This window comes from Nicoliella sp. ESL1149, assembly GCF_058107265.1.
Genome location: NZ_JBYLUE010000004.1, coordinates 111,724 through 131,130 on the forward strand (window position 1 = coordinate 111,724; position 19,407 = coordinate 131,130).

Annotated in this window: 15 protein-coding genes; 5 read left to right on the top strand and 10 right to left on the bottom strand. The window is 33.1% G+C overall.

Annotated elements, in window-relative coordinates; translation table 11 throughout:
* Positions 1–127: 127 nt before the first annotated feature.
* The 4 genes from AC3B6G_RS06525 to AC3B6G_RS06540 all read right to left on the bottom strand — a co-directional run bounded on the left by AC3B6G_RS06525 (position 128) and on the right by AC3B6G_RS06540 (position 4,874).
* Positions 128–2,263 (bottom strand): ATP-dependent Clp protease ATP-binding subunit, encoded by a 2,136-nt coding sequence (locus AC3B6G_RS06525; RefSeq protein WP_489849603.1) that lies wholly within the window; start codon positions 2,261–2,263, stop codon positions 128–130.
* A gap of 47 nt (positions 2,264–2,310) precedes the next feature.
* A complete protein-coding gene (locus AC3B6G_RS06530; protein ID WP_489849604.1) occupies positions 2,311–2,535 on the bottom strand; it encodes a transcriptional regulator in 225 nt (74 codons plus the stop codon).
* 165 nt (positions 2,536–2,700) lie between these two features.
* Positions 2,701–3,441, bottom strand: coding sequence for an amino acid ABC transporter ATP-binding protein (locus AC3B6G_RS06535; protein ID WP_489849605.1), 741 nt, complete (start codon positions 3,439–3,441; stop codon positions 2,701–2,703).
* Positions 3,438–4,874 carry an ABC transporter substrate-binding protein/permease gene (locus tag AC3B6G_RS06540; RefSeq protein ID WP_489849606.1) on the bottom strand — a complete coding sequence of 479 codons (1,437 nt, stop codon included), beginning with the start codon at positions 4,872–4,874 and terminating at the stop codon, positions 3,438–3,440. The genes AC3B6G_RS06535 and AC3B6G_RS06540 overlap by 4 nt, the downstream gene beginning before the upstream one ends.
* A gap of 199 nt (positions 4,875–5,073) precedes the next feature.
* Between AC3B6G_RS06540 and AC3B6G_RS06545 the strand changes: the two genes are divergently transcribed.
* Both AC3B6G_RS06545 and AC3B6G_RS06550 read left to right on the top strand, forming a co-directional pair.
* Positions 5,074–6,033 carry an ATP-binding cassette domain-containing protein gene (locus AC3B6G_RS06545; RefSeq protein WP_489849607.1) on the top strand — a complete coding sequence of 320 codons (960 nt, stop codon included), beginning with the start codon at positions 5,074–5,076 and terminating at the stop codon, positions 6,031–6,033.
* On the top strand, positions 6,026–7,552 hold the full coding sequence (locus AC3B6G_RS06550) for an ABC transporter permease/substrate-binding protein (RefSeq protein WP_489849608.1): 1,527 nt from the start codon (positions 6,026–6,028) through the stop codon (positions 7,550–7,552). Before AC3B6G_RS06545 ends, AC3B6G_RS06550 begins: the two co-directional genes overlap by 8 nt.
* A gap of 52 nt (positions 7,553–7,604) precedes the next feature.
* Here AC3B6G_RS06550 and AC3B6G_RS06555 read toward each other — a convergent pair whose 3' ends face one another.
* Both AC3B6G_RS06555 and AC3B6G_RS06560 read right to left on the bottom strand, forming a co-directional pair.
* Positions 7,605–8,411: a 2-keto-4-pentenoate hydratase gene (locus AC3B6G_RS06555; protein ID WP_489849609.1), complete on the bottom strand. Its 807-nt coding sequence runs from the start codon at positions 8,409–8,411 to the stop codon at positions 7,605–7,607.
* A gap of 502 nt (positions 8,412–8,913) precedes the next feature.
* The gene (locus tag AC3B6G_RS06560; protein ID WP_489849610.1) at positions 8,914–9,207 is read right to left on the bottom strand and encodes a hypothetical protein; all 294 of its coding nucleotides are present in this window, start codon (positions 9,205–9,207) and stop codon (positions 8,914–8,916) included.
* 138 nt (positions 9,208–9,345) lie between these two features.
* Between AC3B6G_RS06560 and spxB the strand changes: the two genes are divergently transcribed.
* The gene (spxB, locus tag AC3B6G_RS06565) at positions 9,346–11,169 is read left to right on the top strand and encodes a pyruvate oxidase (RefSeq protein WP_489849611.1); all 1,824 of its coding nucleotides are present in this window, start codon (positions 9,346–9,348) and stop codon (positions 11,167–11,169) included.
* 212 nt (positions 11,170–11,381) lie between these two features.
* Here spxB and AC3B6G_RS06570 read toward each other — a convergent pair whose 3' ends face one another.
* A complete protein-coding gene (locus AC3B6G_RS06570; RefSeq protein WP_489849612.1) occupies positions 11,382–12,014 on the bottom strand; it encodes a deoxynucleoside kinase in 633 nt (210 codons plus the stop codon).
* A gap of 153 nt (positions 12,015–12,167) precedes the next feature.
* On the opposite strand from AC3B6G_RS06570, the gene AC3B6G_RS06575 reads away from it, so the two are divergent.
* Positions 12,168–13,592, top strand: a complete 1,425-nt coding sequence (locus tag AC3B6G_RS06575; RefSeq protein ID WP_489849613.1) for a hypothetical protein — start codon at positions 12,168–12,170, stop codon at positions 13,590–13,592.
* A 62-nt stretch (positions 13,593–13,654) separates the two neighbouring features.
* On the opposite strand, the gene AC3B6G_RS06580 is transcribed toward AC3B6G_RS06575, so the two are convergent.
* The 3 genes from AC3B6G_RS06580 to AC3B6G_RS06590 form a co-directional block, all read right to left on the bottom strand.
* The gene (locus AC3B6G_RS06580; protein ID WP_489849614.1) at positions 13,655–16,771 is read right to left on the bottom strand and encodes an AAA family ATPase; all 3,117 of its coding nucleotides are present in this window, start codon (positions 16,769–16,771) and stop codon (positions 13,655–13,657) included.
* A 2-nt stretch (positions 16,772–16,773) separates the two neighbouring features.
* On the bottom strand, positions 16,774–17,907 hold the full coding sequence (locus AC3B6G_RS06585) for an exonuclease SbcCD subunit D (RefSeq protein WP_489849615.1): 1,134 nt from the start codon (positions 17,905–17,907) through the stop codon (positions 16,774–16,776).
* Positions 17,908–17,974: 67 nt separating this feature from the next.
* On the bottom strand, positions 17,975–18,652 hold the full coding sequence (locus tag AC3B6G_RS06590; RefSeq protein ID WP_489849616.1) for an MgtC/SapB family protein: 678 nt from the start codon (positions 18,650–18,652) through the stop codon (positions 17,975–17,977).
* Between the two features lie 147 nt (positions 18,653–18,799).
* Here AC3B6G_RS06590 and AC3B6G_RS06595 point away from each other — a divergent pair, with 147 nt between their 5' ends.
* On the top strand, positions 18,800–19,360 hold the full coding sequence (locus AC3B6G_RS06595) for a MarR family winged helix-turn-helix transcriptional regulator (RefSeq protein WP_489849617.1): 561 nt from the start codon (positions 18,800–18,802) through the stop codon (positions 19,358–19,360).
* Positions 19,361–19,407: the final 47 nt, after the last annotated feature.

The window sequence follows — 19,407 nt, forward strand, 5'->3', positions numbered from 1 at the left end:
CTAAGATGTTTTTTAATCAGCTTTTTAATAAATAATAATGAAAATTACTTAAATGCAAATAAAAAGAAGCAATCAGAGATTGCTTCTTTTTATAATAAATTAAGTTTAACTTTTTAGTTAACCTTAATTAGTCTTTCTTTTCATCGTTTTCTTTAGCATCATCTTTACGTTCGCTAATTACCAACTTACCATCATCCATATCAGCTAATAAGTGTTTTACATCAGTATGATCAAGATAGAAGTCTGTAATCTTATCACGAACTTGTTTTTCAATTACTCGACGTAATGGACGAGCACCCATAGCTTCATCGTATCCTTGATCGATCAAGTAGTTTTTAGCTGCATCAGTAACCTTAACGTCCATTCCCTTCTTAGCTAGGGTAATGTTAACATCACTTAACATCAAGTTAACGATTTGTTTCAAATCATCTTTGGTTAAGTGTGAGAATTCAACAATGGCGTTAAATCTGTTCAAGAATTCTGGTCTGAAGTATGGTGCTAATTTTTCCATTAAAGTTGCATCCTTCTTTTGGTTTCCAGTAATTTCTTCATTACTGAACCCTGCATTTGAAGTTGCAATAATAACAGTATTCTTAAAGTTAACAGTATTCCCTTGACCATCAGTTAAACGACCATCATCTAAAACTTGAAGTAATAAAGTAATTACTTGTGGATTAGCTTTTTCAATTTCATCTAACAGAATGATTGAGTAAGGATTACGACGAACTTTTTCAGTTAAAGTATTATTGTTATCATTGTATCCAACATATCCAGCAGTAGCACCAATTAACTTAGATACAGCAGTTCTGTCTGAGTATTCAGACATATCCAAACGGATAATGTCATCCTTACTTCCAAACATATCCAATGCTAATTGCTTTGCTAATTCAGTCTTACCAACACCAGTAGGTCCAACGAATAAGAAACTTCCAATAGGACGATTTCCATCATCAAAACCAGCACGGTTACGACGAATTGCACGTGCAACATCTTGAACAGCTTCGTCTTGTCCAATGACTTTACCCTTAAGACGGTCACCTAAGCCCTTTAAGCGTTGAATGTCACTACTACCCATTTTAGCAACAGGAATTCCAGTGATTCTTTCAACAGCTTGAGCAACATCATTTACAGTGGCTGTAACCTTCTTAGATTTATTAGTAGAACTTAATTGTTTTTGCAATTCATCAATCTTGTTCTTGTGCTTCAATGCATCTTCAAAGTCTTCCTTATCAGCAGCCTTTTGTTGAGCATCTTTTTCAGCTTCAATTTGTTTTTCAATATCCTTTTGATCCACAACTGGATGTTGAGCAGCTAAGTGAGCAGCTGTAACATCAAGTAAGTCAATTGCCTTATCAGGTAAGTGACGTTGTGGAATATATTGATCAGCATAACTAATGGTTGCCTTTAAAACATCATCAGGTAATTCAACATTGTGATGTTTTTCGTATAAAGGACGAATTCCTTTCATAATTTCAAAAGCAATTTCAGGAGTTGGTGCTTTAATTTGTACTGGATTGAATCGACGAGCTAAAGCAGCATCTTTCATAATTGTATTCCGATATTCGTCTTGAGTCGTAGCACCAATAACAGTAACTTCTCCTCTAGACAAAGCTGGTTTCAAAATATCAGATAATCCCTTAGAACCATTGTTATCACCAGCATTACCAGCACCTAAAATTTGATGAATTTCATCAAAGAACAAAATAACGTTCTTTCTTGCCTTAACTTCTTTCAACATGTTTTGAATGTTTTCTTCAAAACTTCCACGATATTGAGTTCCAGCTTCAAGAGCAGAAATATCAATACTAATAATTTCCTTATTCTTAATTGCAGCAGGAACATTTCCCTTAACAATTGCTTGAGCAAGTCCTTCAACAACAGCAGTCTTACCAACACCGGCATCTCCGACTAATACAGGATTGTTCTTAATCCGACGAGACAAGATTTCAGCTGTTTCCTGAATTTCTTTATCACGGCCAATAACTGGATCCAACTTGCCTTCACGTGCTTCTTTAGTTAAGTTACGACCTAGTTTGCTCAATACACTTGTCTTTTGTTTTCCTTGTTGAGGTTGACCGTTCATTTGGCCATCTAATTGACCGTTCTTCTTCATTTGTTCTAACTGTTCTGGGGTAACTTCTTGTCCATTGACCATGTAACGACGATGAGCATTATTTTGTCCGTTCATGCCGCCCATTAAATTATTAAAAATATCATCCATGTTACCGAAATCACCGAATGGATCGTTTGAAAATCTAGCCATAATTTATATCCCCATTTCTTTTTTTATTTTAATTTATTTATAATTTATTAATCATCCAAGTAATGTTCTTCAAGTTCTTTCAGAACTTTCCACATTTGAATATGTTGTGCTTTTGCTAGTGCATCTAAATCTCTGATATTCATAGAAGTAGCACCAGTTTGATGCTTATTGAATGATTTGTGAAGGGTCGTGTAACCATATCCCGATTCCTTTGAAACTCGGTAAATCGTTAGGTTCTCATGATCCAAATACGATTTAATATCTATTCGCATCTCTTTTTCATCCCCCTCACTTCATTTACTACTATACCACATTTGTAATATAACACAAGTGTAAAACACTTAAAAATTAAAACTTTTTCATTTTATTTCTGTAAACATTGATATATCAACATCTAAAGATACAAAAAAAGTGCTCATTTCTGAGCACTTCTTCTTTTATTTTAGAACTTTTGATAAAAATGTTTGTAAACGCGGACTTTTTGGATGATCAAAAATTTCTTCTGGTGTTCCTGATTCGAGAACGTGTCCATCATCAACAAAAACGACCCGATCAGCAACTTCACGTGCAAATCCCATTTCGTGAGTGACAACGACCATTGTCATTCCTTTTGAAGCAAGTTTTTTCATAACATTCAACACATCCCCAACCATTTCTGGATCTAGAGCACTGGTTGGTTCATCAAATAACATAATATCTGGATTCATTGCTAAAGCTCTTGCAATTGCAATCCGTTGTTTTTGACCACCCGATAATGATTGAACACGAGCATCGTATTTATCACTAAGGTTAACCGTTTCTAAAAGCTTTTTTGCAGTTTTAATTGCTGTAGCTTTATCTTCTTTTTTTAATTGCGTTGGGGCTAACGTAATATTTTCACCAACAGTTAAGTTATTAAATAAATTAAAATGTTGGAAAACCATCCCTAAATTTTCACGTACTTTATTAATGTCGACGTTTTTACTAGTTGTATCCTGCCCATTAACTTCAATTTTTCCAGAAGTAGGAACTTCCAAATGATTCAATGAACGAAGCAATGTACTTTTACCGGAGCCAGAAGGGCCAATAATTACGACCACTTCATTTTTATCTACATGAAAGTTAATGTCTTTTAACACATGGTTACTTCCATATATCTTATTCAAATCTGTTACCTTCACAATCGCCTTTTCACTCATAATTTGCTTCTCCTTTCAACCAATTTGGAAAGCCAAGTTAAGACGGTTATTACAACAATATAAATCAATGCAATAATTGTCCAAACCTTAAATCCTTGTAAGTTTCTAGCAATAATAATTTTCCCAGCTTGTGTTAATTCTAGAATTCCAATTACGGATAAAATAGAAGTATCTTTTAATGTAATGATAAATTGATTAATAAAGGAAGGAATAATGATTCTAATTCCTTGTGGTAAGATAACCTTTCGCATGGATTTACTAAATGGTAATCCTAAACTCCGAGCTGCTTCCATTTGTCCCTTATCAACTGAATTAATTCCTCCACGAACGAAGGCCGCAATATAAGCTCCCTCATCAAGCATTAGAGTAATTACCCCGGCTGTAAAAGCTGAAACTTTAGTTCCAATTAAGGTTGGCACTCCAGTATAAATGAATAACGCTAGGACTAGTAATGGTAAACCACGGAAGAAGTAGATAATCGTACTTGATAATCCTTGGCAGAATTTATTAGGTAAAACCCCAAGAAGACCAACGATAATTCCAAAAATCGTTGCACAAATAATGGAAATGATACTTAACCAAACGGTTTCGCCAAATCCTTGAAGTAGAAATTTCTTATTTTGTTTTAAGATTCCCATCCATGAATTAGTGTCAGTAGCTTTCTTTTCACTCTTTAAGTAATGATCAACAATTCTTTGGTATTCACCCGTTTTTTTAATGTGAGCGAGACCCTTATTGAATTTAGCTAATAATACTTTGTTCTTTCCTTTATCAACAGCAAAACCATATTGACCAATATTAGCAGGTTTGCCAATCACTTTTAATTTTGCTCCAGTCTTAATAGCATATTGAATAACTGGTTGGTCTTCAAAACAAGCTGCTGAGTTTCCAGTAATAACATCTTGATACATATCATTAGATTCATCAAAAGTTGTAACTTTAAAATGATACTTTTTACTCATTTTACTAGCGTATGCTGCACCATTCGTTCCGGTTTTAACTGCAACTTTTTTACCTCTTAATTGCGATAAACTATGGATATCACTTTTATCAGAAACAACAGTTGAAACTCCTGAGCTGTAATAAGGCTTTGAGAAACCAAAGGTTTTTGCTCTCTCAGGAGTGATATTCATTCCAGCAATCACACCATCAGCTTGACCAGATTGAACGGCTTGAAGAGCTCCACTAAAGGCAACAGGTTTCATTTTAACTTTGAAACCTTGATCTTTAGCAATTGCTTTCATAATATCAATATCAATTCCAACATATTTATTTTGGTTGTTGGCAAATTCAAACGGAGGAAATGTAACATCTGTGTCAATGTTATAGGTTTTCTCTGCTTTGGCTTGAACGGACTGTCCCCATCCAACAAACATGACTAACGACAGTAACATCGTTAAACCAACAATGGTTATCTTATGTAACCTTTTCATTACTAACACCCTTTCATGTTATATATTATTACATATATTTTTGCTTGTTTATATAATAACAGAACAAAATCAATTTGTATACAACATTATGTTATTTTTCATAACATCATCAAAATAAAATAGATTGTGTACTGACAAATCAAATAAATAGTGTATCATGAGTAATATAGTTAATAATCTTTAAATAGGAGAATTATTCATGGTACTAAACAATTCTAGTATTATTAAATTTCAAGAAGTATCTAAAACTTACGGTAATAATGATGCTCTGCATAAAATAAATTTAACAATCCCAAAAAACAAAATTTTTGTAATTGTTGGACCCAGCGGAAGTGGGAAAACGACCCTCCTAAAACTAATCAATCGACTTATCGATCCAACTAGTGGAAAAATCGAACTAGCTAATAAAGCTTTAAACGATTACGATATTCGGAAGCTTCGCCTCCATATGGGATATGTACTTCAAAACATCGCCCTATTTCCTAATTTAAATATTTATGAAAACATTGGAATTCAATTAAAAGCTCTACATATTAATAAGAGAAAAAGATTAACAAATGCAAAACAATTAATGCAAGAAAGTGGAATTGATCCAGAAAAATTTGGTCACCGAATGCCAAACGAACTCTCTGGTGGTGAACAACAACGAATTGGAATCATTCGAGCATTGGCCATCAATCCAGATTTAATTTTAATGGATGAACCATTTAGTGCTTTAGATCCGATCTATCGAACAAAATTACAGGACCTAACCTTAAAGCTTCATCGAAAATTACAAAACACCATCATTTTTGTCACTCATGATATGAATGAAGCTTTAAAAATGGGAGATCAAATTGCAGTTCTTCATAACGGAAAATTAATTCAAGTTGATACTCCTGAGGCATTGTTACAACATCCTAAAGATGACTTAGTTCGTCAAATGTTCAAAAATCACCATCAAGAACAAGTTTATGATCTTATTAATGCTGGAAACGCGATGAAAGCGAGCCCCGATAACAATGATATGATTAGATACGATGCTTCAATTGCTGAATTAGCAAGGGAACTTCAAAAACTCCCATATGTTATCGTAACCTTCAATAAGCAAAAATGGCAGATTAATACTGCCGACCTATTAGCTTATTTAGGAAAACAGGGGGATCGTGATCATGAATAATTTAATCCACGTAATTGAACAACAACATCAACAAATCATTTCAGCATTAGGCCAACACATTGTCTTATCAATAGTTTCAATTTTAATTGCTGCAATTATTGCAATTCCATTAGCCATTATTCTTCGAGAACATAAACATATCGCAGAATTTTGTTTACAAATTACCGGGATTTTTCAAACCATCCCTAGTTTAGCTTTGCTAGGGTTATTGATTCCCTTTGTTGGGATTGGAACAACTCCTTCAATCGTTGCATTAGTTATTTATGCAATTATGCCCATCTTTCAATCCACATATTCTGCTTTAACATCTATCGATGAAAACTTAGAAGAAGCTGGAAAAGCATTTGGTCTTACAAGAATGGAACGCCTTTGGAATTACCAGCTACCAATTGCAATGCCAATCATATTATCAGGAATTCGGATTGCAACTGTATTAGTCATTGGAACAGCTACTTTAGCTGCTTTAATTGGAGCAGGTGGTTTAGGAACATACATCATTTTAGGAATTGAAACTAATAATGATAGTTTCTTAATCATTGGAGCTGTCTGTTCAGCATTATTAGCCCTCATTTTTAGTGGAATCATTAAGTTAATCGCTAAACTTTCACTGAAGAAAATGGTTACAGCAATTATTGTTCTATTAATTTTAATTGCTGGGGGAACAGCTTATAATCAATTTAAGAATTCGAATCAAAATAAGACCATCATCATTGCTGGTAAACTAGGTAGTGAACCAGAAATTCTAATCAATATGTATAAAGATTTAATTCAACAACAAGATCCTCAACAAAAAGTTATCTTAAAACCTAACTTTGGAACAACGCAATTCTTATCTCAAGCATTAAAATCAAATCGAATTAACATCTATCCAGAATTTACAGGTACCGTTTTAGAGGCAATCACTAATCAACCTAAGTTGATCAATAAAAATCCTCAAAAGACATATGATATTGCTAGAAATAGCCTTAAGAATAAATTTAATATGGATTATTTAAAACCAATGCATTATCAAAATGGTTATGATCTTGCTGTTAAAGCTAGCTTTGCCAAAAAATATCATCTTAAAACTATTTCTGATTTAAAACGAATTTCTTCTAAAATCAAAGCTGGTTTTGATACTGACTTTGCTTACGAACCAGATGGTTATAAAGGGATTAAAGCTAAATACAATCTTAAGTTCAATTACTTAACGATGTCTCCTGCCATTCGTTACAAAGCAATCGCAAATGATAAAGTTAATTTAGTCGATGGTTATACTACTGATCCACAAATCAAGCAGTATCATTTAGTAACGTTAAAAGATAATTTACATTTCTTCCCACCATACCAAGGAGCCCCACTAATGAATCATGAATTTTTAGTTAGTCATCCTGGTGTGAAAGTAGCATTGAGTAAGTTAGCCGGTAAAATTAGTGATTCAGACATGCAAAAAATGAATTATTTAGTTGGTGTTAAACATCAAAGTGCCGCAAATGTTGCTAAACAGTATTTAATTAAGCATCACTTATTGAACAAATAAAAAAAATTCTCCACGACTTTGTTATCGTGGAGAATTTTTTATTTGATTTAATTTATCTTGTAACATTCACAGTAACATCACTGAACCCATTATCAAATGTTGCAGTCCACTTACCTTCAGTTAAGTGAGGAGGTAATAAGAATGTTCCTGCTGAAACTCGTTGGCCCTTTTTAAATGTCTTTCCTTGTTCAGCTAACTTCTTAACCAACCATTGTAATGAGTTAACTGGATTGCCTAGAACTTCTGATGAAGCTCCTTCAGCGACTTTCTTACCATCATGACTTAATGTAGTATGAACATTTGCTAAATCTTCTAATGCAAAATCATTGGTATCTTTTTCATCACCATAAACAACAAAACCACCAACCGCAGCATCTGCCATTACTAAATATTTAGATAGTTCTGGGAACCATGCTTTAAAACGAGCATCAGGAACTTCAACTCCAGAAGCAACAGTCGTTTTCTTCATTAAATCTTCTAACGAATCATTGACTGATAAATCTTCTTTTGCTTTAAAAACCAATTCAACTTCAGCTAATGGATCCATTAAATCTTTAGTTAAAGATAAATCAGCAGGTGATTTAACGAAATGACTTTCAATTTGGGCTCCAAATAATGGTTCACTAGAGTCGAACATATCTTGAGTTTGTTTACTAGTTAAACTAACTTTATAACCGCCAACTGGTTGACCCTTAAGTTCCATTAAACGTGCTTGAACCCGATATGCCGCATCATCATTATCTAATGTCTTTTCCCAATCACCCATTGTTAAAGCATCATGAGTTGTATAAGCATTGTATAAAGCTTGGGCTAATTTTTCTTCATTTTCAGTTAATTTAGTTTCAGTTTGGTTTGTCATAATAAATCGCTCCTTAATTTTTAGAACGAATCAGAAATAATGATTCGTACAGTCTTCTTATTTATATTTTTTTGATACATAATCTGAATCTCGCCATCATCTGTGTTACTAATCTCAGATTTCATACGAACCACTTCTTTCTTTATATGATTTTATTAGATAAACAAAAAGGCACCCTCAGTTCCCACACGAATGTGAAAAGCTAAGGGCGCCAAAAGCGCGTTACCACCTTATTTTATCTAGATCGAATAAATCTAGACCTTAACGTACAGTCTTTCGACGATACGCTGGCATGATAACGGTTGCTACCGGTCGAGCTTACTAACTTCAGCTGACTAACTAAAGAAGGATAACGTTTCGTAACTTCAATGCATTGTTTCACCAAATCAATGCTCGCTGAGAAATCTGTTACGACGTTTTTTCTTATGTTCGTTACTCGTTTATCTAACGTTGATGATAAGTATATACTCAAAAAATAAAATGTCAACGTTTTTTATCAATTTTATTCTAATACACTAATAATCATTTGCTTTAAATCATTAAAGTTCACAATATCATGTTTACTAGTTTTATCAATATTATCAAGGTTCCCATCGCCTAAATAGCTGTCGTCATCAGGTTCAGAATCTTTATAGAAATTAGTTCCCCCGTCATAATAAATATTATATTGATCAGCCAATTCTTCCGTTAAATCTTCTAAAGTGACATCATAATTATCTAAAACTTCTATAATCTGTTCAAAATTGTTACTTTGTTGAACTGCTTGAATTAAATCCATGTTGACAAGCCCTTTCATTCTTTTTAAATTAAGCCTAACACAAAGTAAAGAATAAATTAAACTTCTTTACTTATTACACTAAAAAGCCTTATCAATAGCATTCAAGGCCGTTAGTGATATACTAAAATTATGATAGATATTCGAGGAGGGTCAATTATGACAGAAGATAGTAAAATTACAGCAGGAGTTGCAGCGCTGAAAGTTTTAGAGTCATGGGGCGTTAAAAGAATTTTTGGTTACCCAGGTGGTTCAATAAACTCATTATTAGCCGCTTTACATCAAGAACAAAATCAAATTGATTTCATTCAAGTTCGTCATGAACAAGTGGCTGCACTAGCAGCTAGTGCTCACGCAAAATTAACGGGACAAGTTGGGGTTGCTTTTGGTTCTGCTGGTCCTGGGGCCGTTAATTTATTAAACGGTCTTTACGATGCTAAAGCTGATCACGCTCCAGTGGTTGCTTTAGTAGGTCAAGTTCCTAACACTAATATGAATTATGATTATTTCCAAGAATTTCCTGAGACACCTATTTTTAGTGATGTTGCCTGCTATGATCGAATTGTGATGACCCCAGAAAGTTTACCTCACGTAATCGACCAAGCTGTTAAACAAGCATATCAACATCAAAGTGTTGCTGTCGTTGTTATTCCAAACAATTTTGGTTATGCCGAAATTCCTGAAGATAAATATACTTCCTATTCTCCAACACTAAAGAAGGCAGCACCTGAACCAGAAGCTACTGATTCAGAAATTGATAAATTCTTAAATATGGTTAAACAAGCTCAACGGCCTGTTTTTCATGTTGGGCGTGGAATTAAAGAACATGGCGATGCTTTAGTAGAATTATCTAAGAAGCTTCAAATCCCAATTGTAATTGATGGACTTGCAAAAGGACTTGTTGATTATAATTTTGAAGGATATTTAGGAACTGCTAACAGAGCCGCTTCTAAGCCAGCTGATGAAATTCTATCAAGTGCGGATTTAGTCATTGCCGTTGGTGGTGATTTTGCTTTTGCTAATACTTACTACGCTTCCCATAATTTCAAATATGTCCAAGTGGATAATGACAGAAGCGAGCTAGGTAAACATCATGATATTGATCTATCAATTTGGTCTGATAGCGGAATCTTTATTGATAAGGCAATTGAAAGAAGTGAAGCTGTTAAACCAACACCATTTTTCAAGGCAGCCGTTGCTGATAAGGAAAATTGGAATCAATATCTAGATAAAATTGAAAATGCTCAAACTGAAGAAATTCATGCTCCTCAACTATACAAACATTTGAATGAATTAGCTGATAAGGATGCAATCTTCTCTGTTGATGTCGGAAATAACATTATCGACACGTTCCGTTACTTGAAATTAACTAACCAAAATCAATGGGTCATTTCAGCATTATTTGCTACAATGGGTTCTGGGCTCCCCGGTGCTATGGCTGCAAAGTTGGAACATCCTGATAAACAGGTCTTTAATATTGCTGGTGATGGTGCTCAATCAATGGTTCTTCAGGATTTAGTCACACTCCATAAATATAATTTACCAATAATCAATATCGTTACCTCCAATCAAGACCTTGGTTTTATTAGTGGTGAACAAGAAGATGCTCCAATGAGCTTCTTTGGATTGGATCTTCAAGATCAAGATTTTGCAAAAATTGCGGAAGCAATGGGAATTGAAGCTGTTACTGTAACTAAGCAAAAACAACTTCCAGAAGCTTTGAAAAAAGCGATTGAAGTTACTAAAGCTGGTAAACCCTTCTTAATCGATGTCAAAATTGTTAATGAACGAGCACTGCCAGTGGAAGACCTACAACTAGAATTAATTAATGGTAAATTAAATGAAACAGTTAGTCCAGTTTATCGCCAAGACCTCCCAGACTCTCATCATTATAGTTTAGAAGAATTCTTTAAAGAATATGATGGTGAAGATTTAATTCCTCTTCCTAAACTATTTAAGGATAACGGAGTCGAATTAAATTAAAATCATTCCCAGAAAAAGTTGCACGATTATATTTAATATGATATATTATTATTTGTGAGTTAAGTGATTAACTTTTTCGAGTTGGTAGCTCAAGTAGAGCTCCTACCTCTTTCGTAGGGAGATGTTAGTTCATTCTAGCCCAACTCATATTTAAAAAGCATGATTCGTATGAATCATGCTTTTTTTGTGCTTTAATTTAAAAAATCAATAATTTAACGTTTCTTTAAAGCCCTATCGATTTGATTAATTACTTCAATTCTATCAGACGGATTATTTACAAAATCATATTTATCTCCATTAATTTTGATTTTTTTACTAATGTCATAGTTATCGAACCAAGTTTTGTATTCTTCTTGAAGACGCTTGTAATAATCAAGTAGCCCCGGGTCTGTATCAGTTTGTTCATAATCACGGCCACGTTTTTTAATATGCTCTAGTTGCCGATTTAAACTGACCTCAACGTATACCATTAAATCAGGTGCCTTTTTATGAGCTGCATATGGGAGTTCTTCCATCATATTATTCAATAAGCTATGATAAACGTCATGTTCCTCATCCGTCATATTACCTAATTTCCAGTTTAAATCGGTAAATAATGCATCTTCATAAATTGAGCGATCCAAAACATTGTTATCATCTTGCATTGCTTGTTTAATCATTTTGAAACGTCGGTTCAAAAAGAAAATTTGTAATAAAAATCCATACTTTTTCGGATCCTTATAATAAAGCGGTAAAATTGGATTATCTGCAACTGGTTCAAAAAATGCTTTCGTTCCTAAATGTTCAGATAGCAACTTCGTTAAAGAAGTTTTTCCAGCTCCAATTGTTCCTGCTAGTGTAATCATCACTCCACAATCCTCCCAAAATATCTTTATTAATTATTAATTTAATTATAACAATGCTGAAATTTATGTAAAGAAATCTTAAAGCCCCAAATATCGCAAAAAAAAGCGAAAAATATTATAATAATAATGTATTAAAAAATCGGGGGTTATGAAATGTCAAAGAAAATCAAAAAAGTACTTTGTTTATCAATTGCTACACTTTCCTTATTAGCATTAGGAAATGAAACTGCTAATGCTAGTACTAAACATCAAAAAGTCAAAACGACAATTATGACAACTAAAAAAGTTAAAAAAAATAGTCAACCTAAGAATAGCAAACAAGGTAATAAAAAATCGAATTCAAATTCGTCTAAAAACAATAATAAAAATACAACTAAAAAAACAAATTCTAGTAAGAACAATGTGACAAAATCTAAAAAGACTAGTACTACTAAAAGTTTAAAGAACCAACAATACACTAGTGTATTAACTGGGAAAAATCCTATTTTCAATAAGCCTGGCTCAACTAGTGGTGCCAAGGTTACCGTTAGCAAGGCTAATGTCCAAAAACTAATCAAACAGAACACTACATTTATGGCATATAAAGTTATGACTCTTAGTAATGGTTACAAGTATTATAAAATTGTTTCCTCTGACCATTCTGTCCGTGGCTGGATTTATACAAAGGGTCTTAAACTTAATAGTAGTTCTGCTAATACTAACTCTAATAACGATGATTCAATTAAAAATGCTTCTAAAAATATGAAGAAAGTAATTAACTATGTTAATGCAGCTAAAGATGACATTAGTCAGGCTAAAGCTGCTGTTAACAATAAGGATGCCAACTCAGCAAATAACCTAATTGTTCAAGCTAATAAGCAAATTAGTCTTGCCCAAAATATGGCTAACAAACTTACTAACTCTGATGAAAGTGATGATGCTACGCTCAGAATCAGTGAAGCCAATTCATCTCTTCAAGAAGTTCAAGATTTAATTCAAAATAAACTTAGCACATCTGATTCAACATTAATTGACAATGCTAATAGTTACATGGCTAATGCGTATAGTGATTTAAACACTGTTAAAAATAACATTGCTAATGCTAATAGCAACAAATACGATACTGCCGTAGAAATCATTAATGCCCTCACTGCAATGAACAATGCCAACTCTACTGCTTCTCAAATTAATGACGTAACCACTAAACAAAATATGCAAAACAATATTGATAACGCAACTAAATATATGAATGTCGTTATTGCGGATGCAAATAAGACTGGTGTTAACGCCCCAACTAAATTACCAACTGATGATACAGATTTATTCACATTAGTTAGTCAATACATCACAACTGCTCAAAATGCTGTAAATGATCTTTCTAATAAGAGCAATGGTACCCTAAGTCAAACACAAATCAATACTGACACTACCAATGCCCAAGGATCGTTAAAAATTGCTATGATGCTAGTAACTAAAATCAAAGATAGCCCAATGGCCACAGAAGCTAATAAGTCTATCAACCAAACCAGTACTAATCTTAACAATGCATTATTAACAATTAATCCTAGCACTCAAACTACAAACACAAATAATAATTAAATCAGATGAACAAAAAAGACATTGGACTTTTCCAATGTCTTTTTTTATAAATTTAAATCATTTTAAGGTAAAATAATTTTCGTTCTACTGTGGCCCTGACCATCACCAGTGACCCGAATTTGATATGGAATGCTTTCTTCCATCATTCCAACATGACTAATCATTCCAATCATTCGTCCCTGGCTTTCAACGTTTTCTAAAGTGTTTAACGCTACTGATAAAGATTCACGATCTAAAGAACCAAAACCTTCATCAATAAAGAGTGTATCTATCTTAATTCCTCCGGCTTCATTTTGAATTACTTCCCCCAAAGCTAAGGCTAAGCTCAACGAAGCAATAAAACTCTCTCCCCCAGATAATGTATGAACACTTCGACACTGACCAACTGTGTCATCATAAACATCAATTTCTAATCCAGTATTCTTACGATAACTGCCGGATTCCTGATGTAATTGAAATGAATAACGTCCTGAACTTAATTCTTGAAAATGTTGATTTGCAACCTCTAGAATTTCTACCAATTGAGCTCTAAGAACATATCGTTCTAAGCTTAATTTACCATCCCCACTACCATTCATAGTTTCATCTAATAACATTAATTGATTTAAATCATTTTGATCATGATTAATCTTAGTTTGTGCATTTTTAATTTGATTTAATAAACGATCATTAACTGCTACTTTTTGTTGTTTATTATCATAATCTGTTTCCATTTGTTGGAGCTGCTTTTTTTGCTGATTTAATTGAACCATTAGGTCTTTTGTATCTATTTTCTGTTTATCTTTCACTAGTTTTTGGTAGGTATTAATTTGAGTCTTCGTCTTCTTATTCTTATCAGAATACTGGGTTAATTCATCTTCAATCTTTGATAAATGAGGCAACTTGGAAATTACCAATGCTAATTGGTCTAAATCATTACTTTGAAAATTGTCATTCAAAAATTGAAGTAACTTCTTCTTTCTAATTGTTAATTGGTCAGTTATTCTTTGATATTCAGATAAATAAGCTTTATTTGTAGCCTCTAGGCTCGCTAAATCATTTTGCTGTTTTTGCAATGATTTCGATGTTACTTCAAAATCAGTATTAAACTTATTTATCAATTGCTTTAAATGTTCAATTTTACGGTCTAAATCAGCTACATTTTTAATTTCAATTGTAAAATGCTTATCAATTTCAGCTAATTGCGTTTGGTATTTTTCAACCAATCCATTTTGAATTTGGAGTTGTTCATTTTGTTGTTCTTTTTCCTGTGCTAACGCTTTATCTTTTTTTTGCGCTTCTTTAATTTTAACTAATTTAGACTGATTTTTTTCTTGAGCATTCTTAACTTTAGAAAGTTGTTCCATTTCACTTTGCTGAAGACTAGTCAGTTCTTCCATCATCTTATCAAAATTTCTTTTCTTTAACTTGTATTCCTTTTTAATCTTTAAACGGTTTTGATGCATCCGTTCCTCTGTTTCTTCAATTTTAGTAAGTCGTTCCTTTAGTTCGCCATTTACATTTATTAATTTAGCTTGCTGTGATTGCCATTGTTGATGACTCTTTTCTAACGTTTGATTATCAACAACTCTTTTCAAATCATCATGCGCTGGAGCAGGATGATCAATACTTCCACAAACTGGACATGGTTTCCCAAATTCAAGATCAACCGATAAATTAATTACCTGACTTCTTAACCAGATTTGACGGTCATTTTCATACTGATCATGCATCAATTGTTCTTGGCTTTGTAAAAGAAGCTGTCGTTCACTTAGTTTAAAATTATCCGCTTTAAGTTGCTGTAATTTATCTTCTTCATTCCGTAAATCAGTTAATTGCGTAATCCCTAGTTTTAGATGTTCTAAAACATGTCGAGACTGATCATCTTCTTTAAGTAATTTAACCTGTTCTTGATTACAAGAATCATAATCATCAATTATCGCTTGGCTTTTTTTAATTTCTGTTTTCAATCTTAATTGTTCTTGAACTAACTTATCATGTTTAGCATTTGCTAATTGCAAATTTCGTTGAACTTGATCACGCTCTAACAATTGGTTTCTTTTATCTTGCAAATTAATTAATTCTTCTTGATTTTTTGTATTGTATTGCTTTTGCTTAGTTAGATCTTGATAATGATTCTGAATTTTTTTTAAGCCCTGATTTTTTTCCGTAATCTGTTCTTCACCATTTGATAATAAAGATTTTACTTTTGATTGATTATTTTGTAATTCATTAAATTGATTATAATCAGCTCGTTGTTCCTGTACTTTTTTTAATTTTTCAAATTGTTGTTTTAAATCATTAAAATACGTTTTTTGAGCAACTAAAGCTGCTTTTTGTTTTTGAAGACTAGCTAAATAATCAATTTGTTGATTTATTAAATCTGCTTCAGACAAACTTTGCTCAATTTGATTAGCTTTTTTTTGCTCCTTTTTAACTAGAACTTTTTTAATTTTTAACACTTGATTAGCTTCATGTTGAAATTTAATAAGAATTCGAATTCTTTGTTCAACATTACTTTCTTGCCAATCATCAGGTTCGATTTCCCATTCAACCTGTTCAAGACCATTATCAATCAATTGTTGTTGATTATTCGTTATGTTTTTTTGTGATTTCATTTTTTCATGAAGTTCTTTTGCCCAATCATCATAAAGTTGGGTTTTAAAAATTTTACGTAAAACTTTTTCTTTTTCATCACTTGACCCCATCAAAAAGCGCCTAAAATCTCCCTGGGGCAACAAAATAATTTGAACGAATTGTTTTCGAGATAGTTTCAATGTATCTTCAATTTTAATCCCAATATCTTTCAGTTTCGTTATTTCGTCAATGATTTTATTATCATTATAAATGATCAACTTTCCCTTTGATGAACGATTAACCGTTCCATCACCAGTCTTTTTAGCTAATGTTTGAGGCGGTTGACGCATAACTTGATACTTCAGACCTTGATGTTCAAAAGTAAACGTCACTCTCGTAACATCCTGGCCCCCAGCAAAATCCGAACGCATGCTATTGATATCTCGATCATCACTTGCTCCTGCTCCGTATAATGAATAAGTCATTGCGTCAAATAGAGTTGTTTTACCACTTCCGGTTTTTCCAGAAATTAAAAAGAGCTTGGCATGCTTTAATTTATCAAAATCAATCGTTTCATTTTGATACGGCCCAAAATTCTCTAAATGTAATTCAATTGGTCGCATTTTTAATCCTCCTCTTTTTTAACTCGATTCAAACTTGTTTTAGCCCATTTTAACTGTTCCTGTGATAATGGTTCTTTAGCAACCTGTTGGTAAAAATCATTTAATAATTGAAGGGGGTCTTTTCGCTGCAATTTTTTACCATTTTCACCCTGAAAATCAATTGTTGGATGATACCCATCACTTCTCCCTAACGAAACCACTTTTGGATAGATCTCTCTTAATTGAGCCAATACGTTTGGAATTGGCTCTTCATCAGTTAACGTAATTCCCAAAAAATCATCTCTATTTATCTGATCATAAAAAGAAGGTTTTATTAACTCATCAAAACTATTTTCTAATAACTTTACATCATGAACAGGGACAATTGGAATAAATTTTCGTTCATCAGGTTTTAGAGTATCAACTATAAACATTCCTTTTTCTTGATTGGCTTCTGACAATGAAAATTTTACTGGTGATCCACTGTACTGAGCATTATTTTTGTGAAGGGCATCTTTCCCATGTAAATGACCTAAAGCTACATAATCAAATGAGTCTAATAAATCAATTGGCACAGCATTTAATCCCCCAACCGTTAATTGAGTTTCAGAAGCTGTATGATGACTACCAGCAGCAAAAAAATGAGCTACTAGAACATGTCTTTTTTTAGGATCAAAGTGTTTTTTTATTTCATTAACAATATATTGAAATGCAGTCGCAACATCATGAATATCGTCATTTTCAAAATATTGTTTTGCCGCAAAAGGCTCAAAATAAGGCAACAAAAATAGTTGTGTATCAGGTAATTCAATGGGTGTAAATGCTTCTGCTAAATTAGTGTGCATATAATAATTAGTCTCTTTGAACCATTCCGCTCCCGTTGCTAATCTTGTCGCGCTATCATGGTTCCCAGAAATTGCATAAATTGGCAGTTTATCTTTCAAATTCAATTGACGAATCATTTGATTCAATAATGCGACAGAATCTTCAGATGGCAGTGAACGATCGTACAAATCACCTGCAATGATAACCCCATCAACATTTTCAGCTAATGCAGCTTGTTCAATTTGATTAAATGCATTTTTTTGTTCCTGCATTAAATCAAAGCCATGTAATCTTCTTCCAATGTGCCAATCTGCTGTATGCAACAATCGCATTAATCTCATTCCTTCCTTCTAGTAAATACGTAAATAAAAAGACCCTTCACCAGGATCTCGATAATTTTTATAAATGTTGTGCTTGGGTACTAATTACCATTTTATTTTCTTCTAAAGCAATCATTATTTTAGCAACGCTCTCTTTTTTATCAATTCGACCCACTACTTGTAAAGCAAGGTGGTCTTTTTTGGTTGATAAAATATCCAAACGGATATGCGAAACTTTATTTTTCTTTAATGTTTTTTCTATAGCATCCAACGATTTTTTATCACTAACCGCATCAACATGTAATCGAATATGATTATGTGGCATCATCATATTTACAAACGAATCATCATGGAAAAGAAATTGAACTCCAACGATTAACACAGTAGCGGCAATTCCAATGTAATAAAGTCCCGCTCCAATCGTCATTCCAATTGCTGCCGTTGCCCAAATTCCAGCGGCTGTTGTCAATCCACTAATTCTAACATGTCCGCTTAAAATCGTTCCGGCTCCCAAAAAACTAATTCCACTAATGATTTGAGCAGCGATTCGGGATGGGTCAAGTGAGATATTGTGCAAATACAAAATATCAAAAAAAGCATATTTTGAAACAATCATCGCTAGTGCAGAACCCAAAGCCACAACAACGTGGGTTCTAATCCCAGCACTTTTTAATTGAATCGTTCGTTCATATCCGACTAGTCCGCCACAAATCATGGCTACGATTAATCGAATCGTCCAATCAAATCCTGTTAACATTTTATCATCTCACAAATATAATTATTAATATTTAGTATATCATAATTTTCGGTTCACAATGTTTGTAATTGATTAGATTTTCTCCTATAATGTGCTTGTTAGAATCATTTTTAATAAGTATGACATATTAAAAAAGAGGCGAGGCATATGGAAGAATACTCCAATACCGATAAAATCGCATTATTTAGATTTTTATTGAAGAGTATCGCACGTGAAGCCCACTTCGATTATGCTAACACTTTAAGAGATTCTAATGCTATTGTTAGTCCTAATCAAAGTGAGGCTCTCGGTATCATTAATCATTATGGTCCGATATCACTAAAAGACGTTGGTTCATTATTAATTTCTGAGAAGAAGTCCCCTAGTCGTTTAATCCAAACGCTGGTGGATAAGAAGTTAGTAACTAAAACAAACAATCCAACAGACAAACGTCTGAATGTTTTAGTTATAACTCCTAAAGGTCAAGATGAAATTAAGAAGATTAAATGTGCTGAGAACAAGTTTTATCAGATAATTAGTAAAAAGCTATTGTCTGAAGGCGCAATCGATGACAGTATTAATATTTTTACAAATTACATAAAGGGTACTAGTAGTTACGATAAGATCAAACATCGTTTCAAGTTGCAAAACAAAGAGCAACAAGAAATTCAAAACAACTTACCAAAAGACCTACAACGTACACTACAAGACGACTTACAAGAAGAATAACAATCTAAAATCCAAACCAATAAAAAATCAGCACTTCTCAGTGCTGA

Excerpts from the sequence above, each read along its gene's own strand:
- AC3B6G_RS06575 (WP_489849613.1), top strand. The coding sequence starts at position 12,168 with ATGTCAAAGAAAATCAAAAAAGTACTTTGTTTATCAATTGCTACACTT.
- AC3B6G_RS06535 (WP_489849605.1), bottom strand. The coding sequence starts at position 3,441 with ATGAGTGAAAAGGCGATTGTGAAGGTAACAGATTTGAATAAGATATAT.
- AC3B6G_RS06525 (WP_489849603.1), bottom strand. The coding sequence starts at position 2,263 with ATGGCTAGATTTTCAAACGATCCATTCGGTGATTTCGGTAACATGGAT.
- AC3B6G_RS06530 (WP_489849604.1), bottom strand. The coding sequence starts at position 2,535 with ATGCGAATAGATATTAAATCGTATTTGGATCATGAGAACCTAACGATT.
- AC3B6G_RS06570 (WP_489849612.1), bottom strand. The coding sequence starts at position 12,014 with ATGATTACACTAGCAGGAACAATTGGAGCTGGAAAAACTTCTTTAACG.
- AC3B6G_RS06545 (WP_489849607.1), top strand. The coding sequence starts at position 5,074 with ATGGTACTAAACAATTCTAGTATTATTAAATTTCAAGAAGTATCTAAA.
- AC3B6G_RS06580 (WP_489849614.1), bottom strand. The coding sequence starts at position 16,771 with ATGCGACCAATTGAATTACATTTAGAGAATTTTGGGCCGTATCAAAAT.
- AC3B6G_RS06555 (WP_489849609.1), bottom strand. The coding sequence starts at position 8,411 with ATGACAAACCAAACTGAAACTAAATTAACTGAAAATGAAGAAAAATTA.
- AC3B6G_RS06585 (WP_489849615.1), bottom strand. The coding sequence starts at position 17,907 with ATGCGATTGTTGCATACAGCAGATTGGCACATTGGAAGAAGATTACAT.
- spxB (WP_489849611.1), top strand. The coding sequence starts at position 9,346 with ATGACAGAAGATAGTAAAATTACAGCAGGAGTTGCAGCGCTGAAAGTT.
- AC3B6G_RS06595 (WP_489849617.1), top strand. The coding sequence starts at position 18,800 with ATGGAAGAATACTCCAATACCGATAAAATCGCATTATTTAGATTTTTA.
- AC3B6G_RS06590 (WP_489849616.1), bottom strand. The coding sequence starts at position 18,652 with ATGTTAACAGGATTTGATTGGACGATTCGATTAATCGTAGCCATGATT.
- AC3B6G_RS06550 (WP_489849608.1), top strand. The coding sequence starts at position 6,026 with ATGAATAATTTAATCCACGTAATTGAACAACAACATCAACAAATCATT.
- AC3B6G_RS06560 (WP_489849610.1), bottom strand. The coding sequence starts at position 9,207 with ATGAAAGGGCTTGTCAACATGGATTTAATTCAAGCAGTTCAACAAAGT.
- AC3B6G_RS06540 (WP_489849606.1), bottom strand. The coding sequence starts at position 4,874 with ATGAAAAGGTTACATAAGATAACCATTGTTGGTTTAACGATGTTACTG.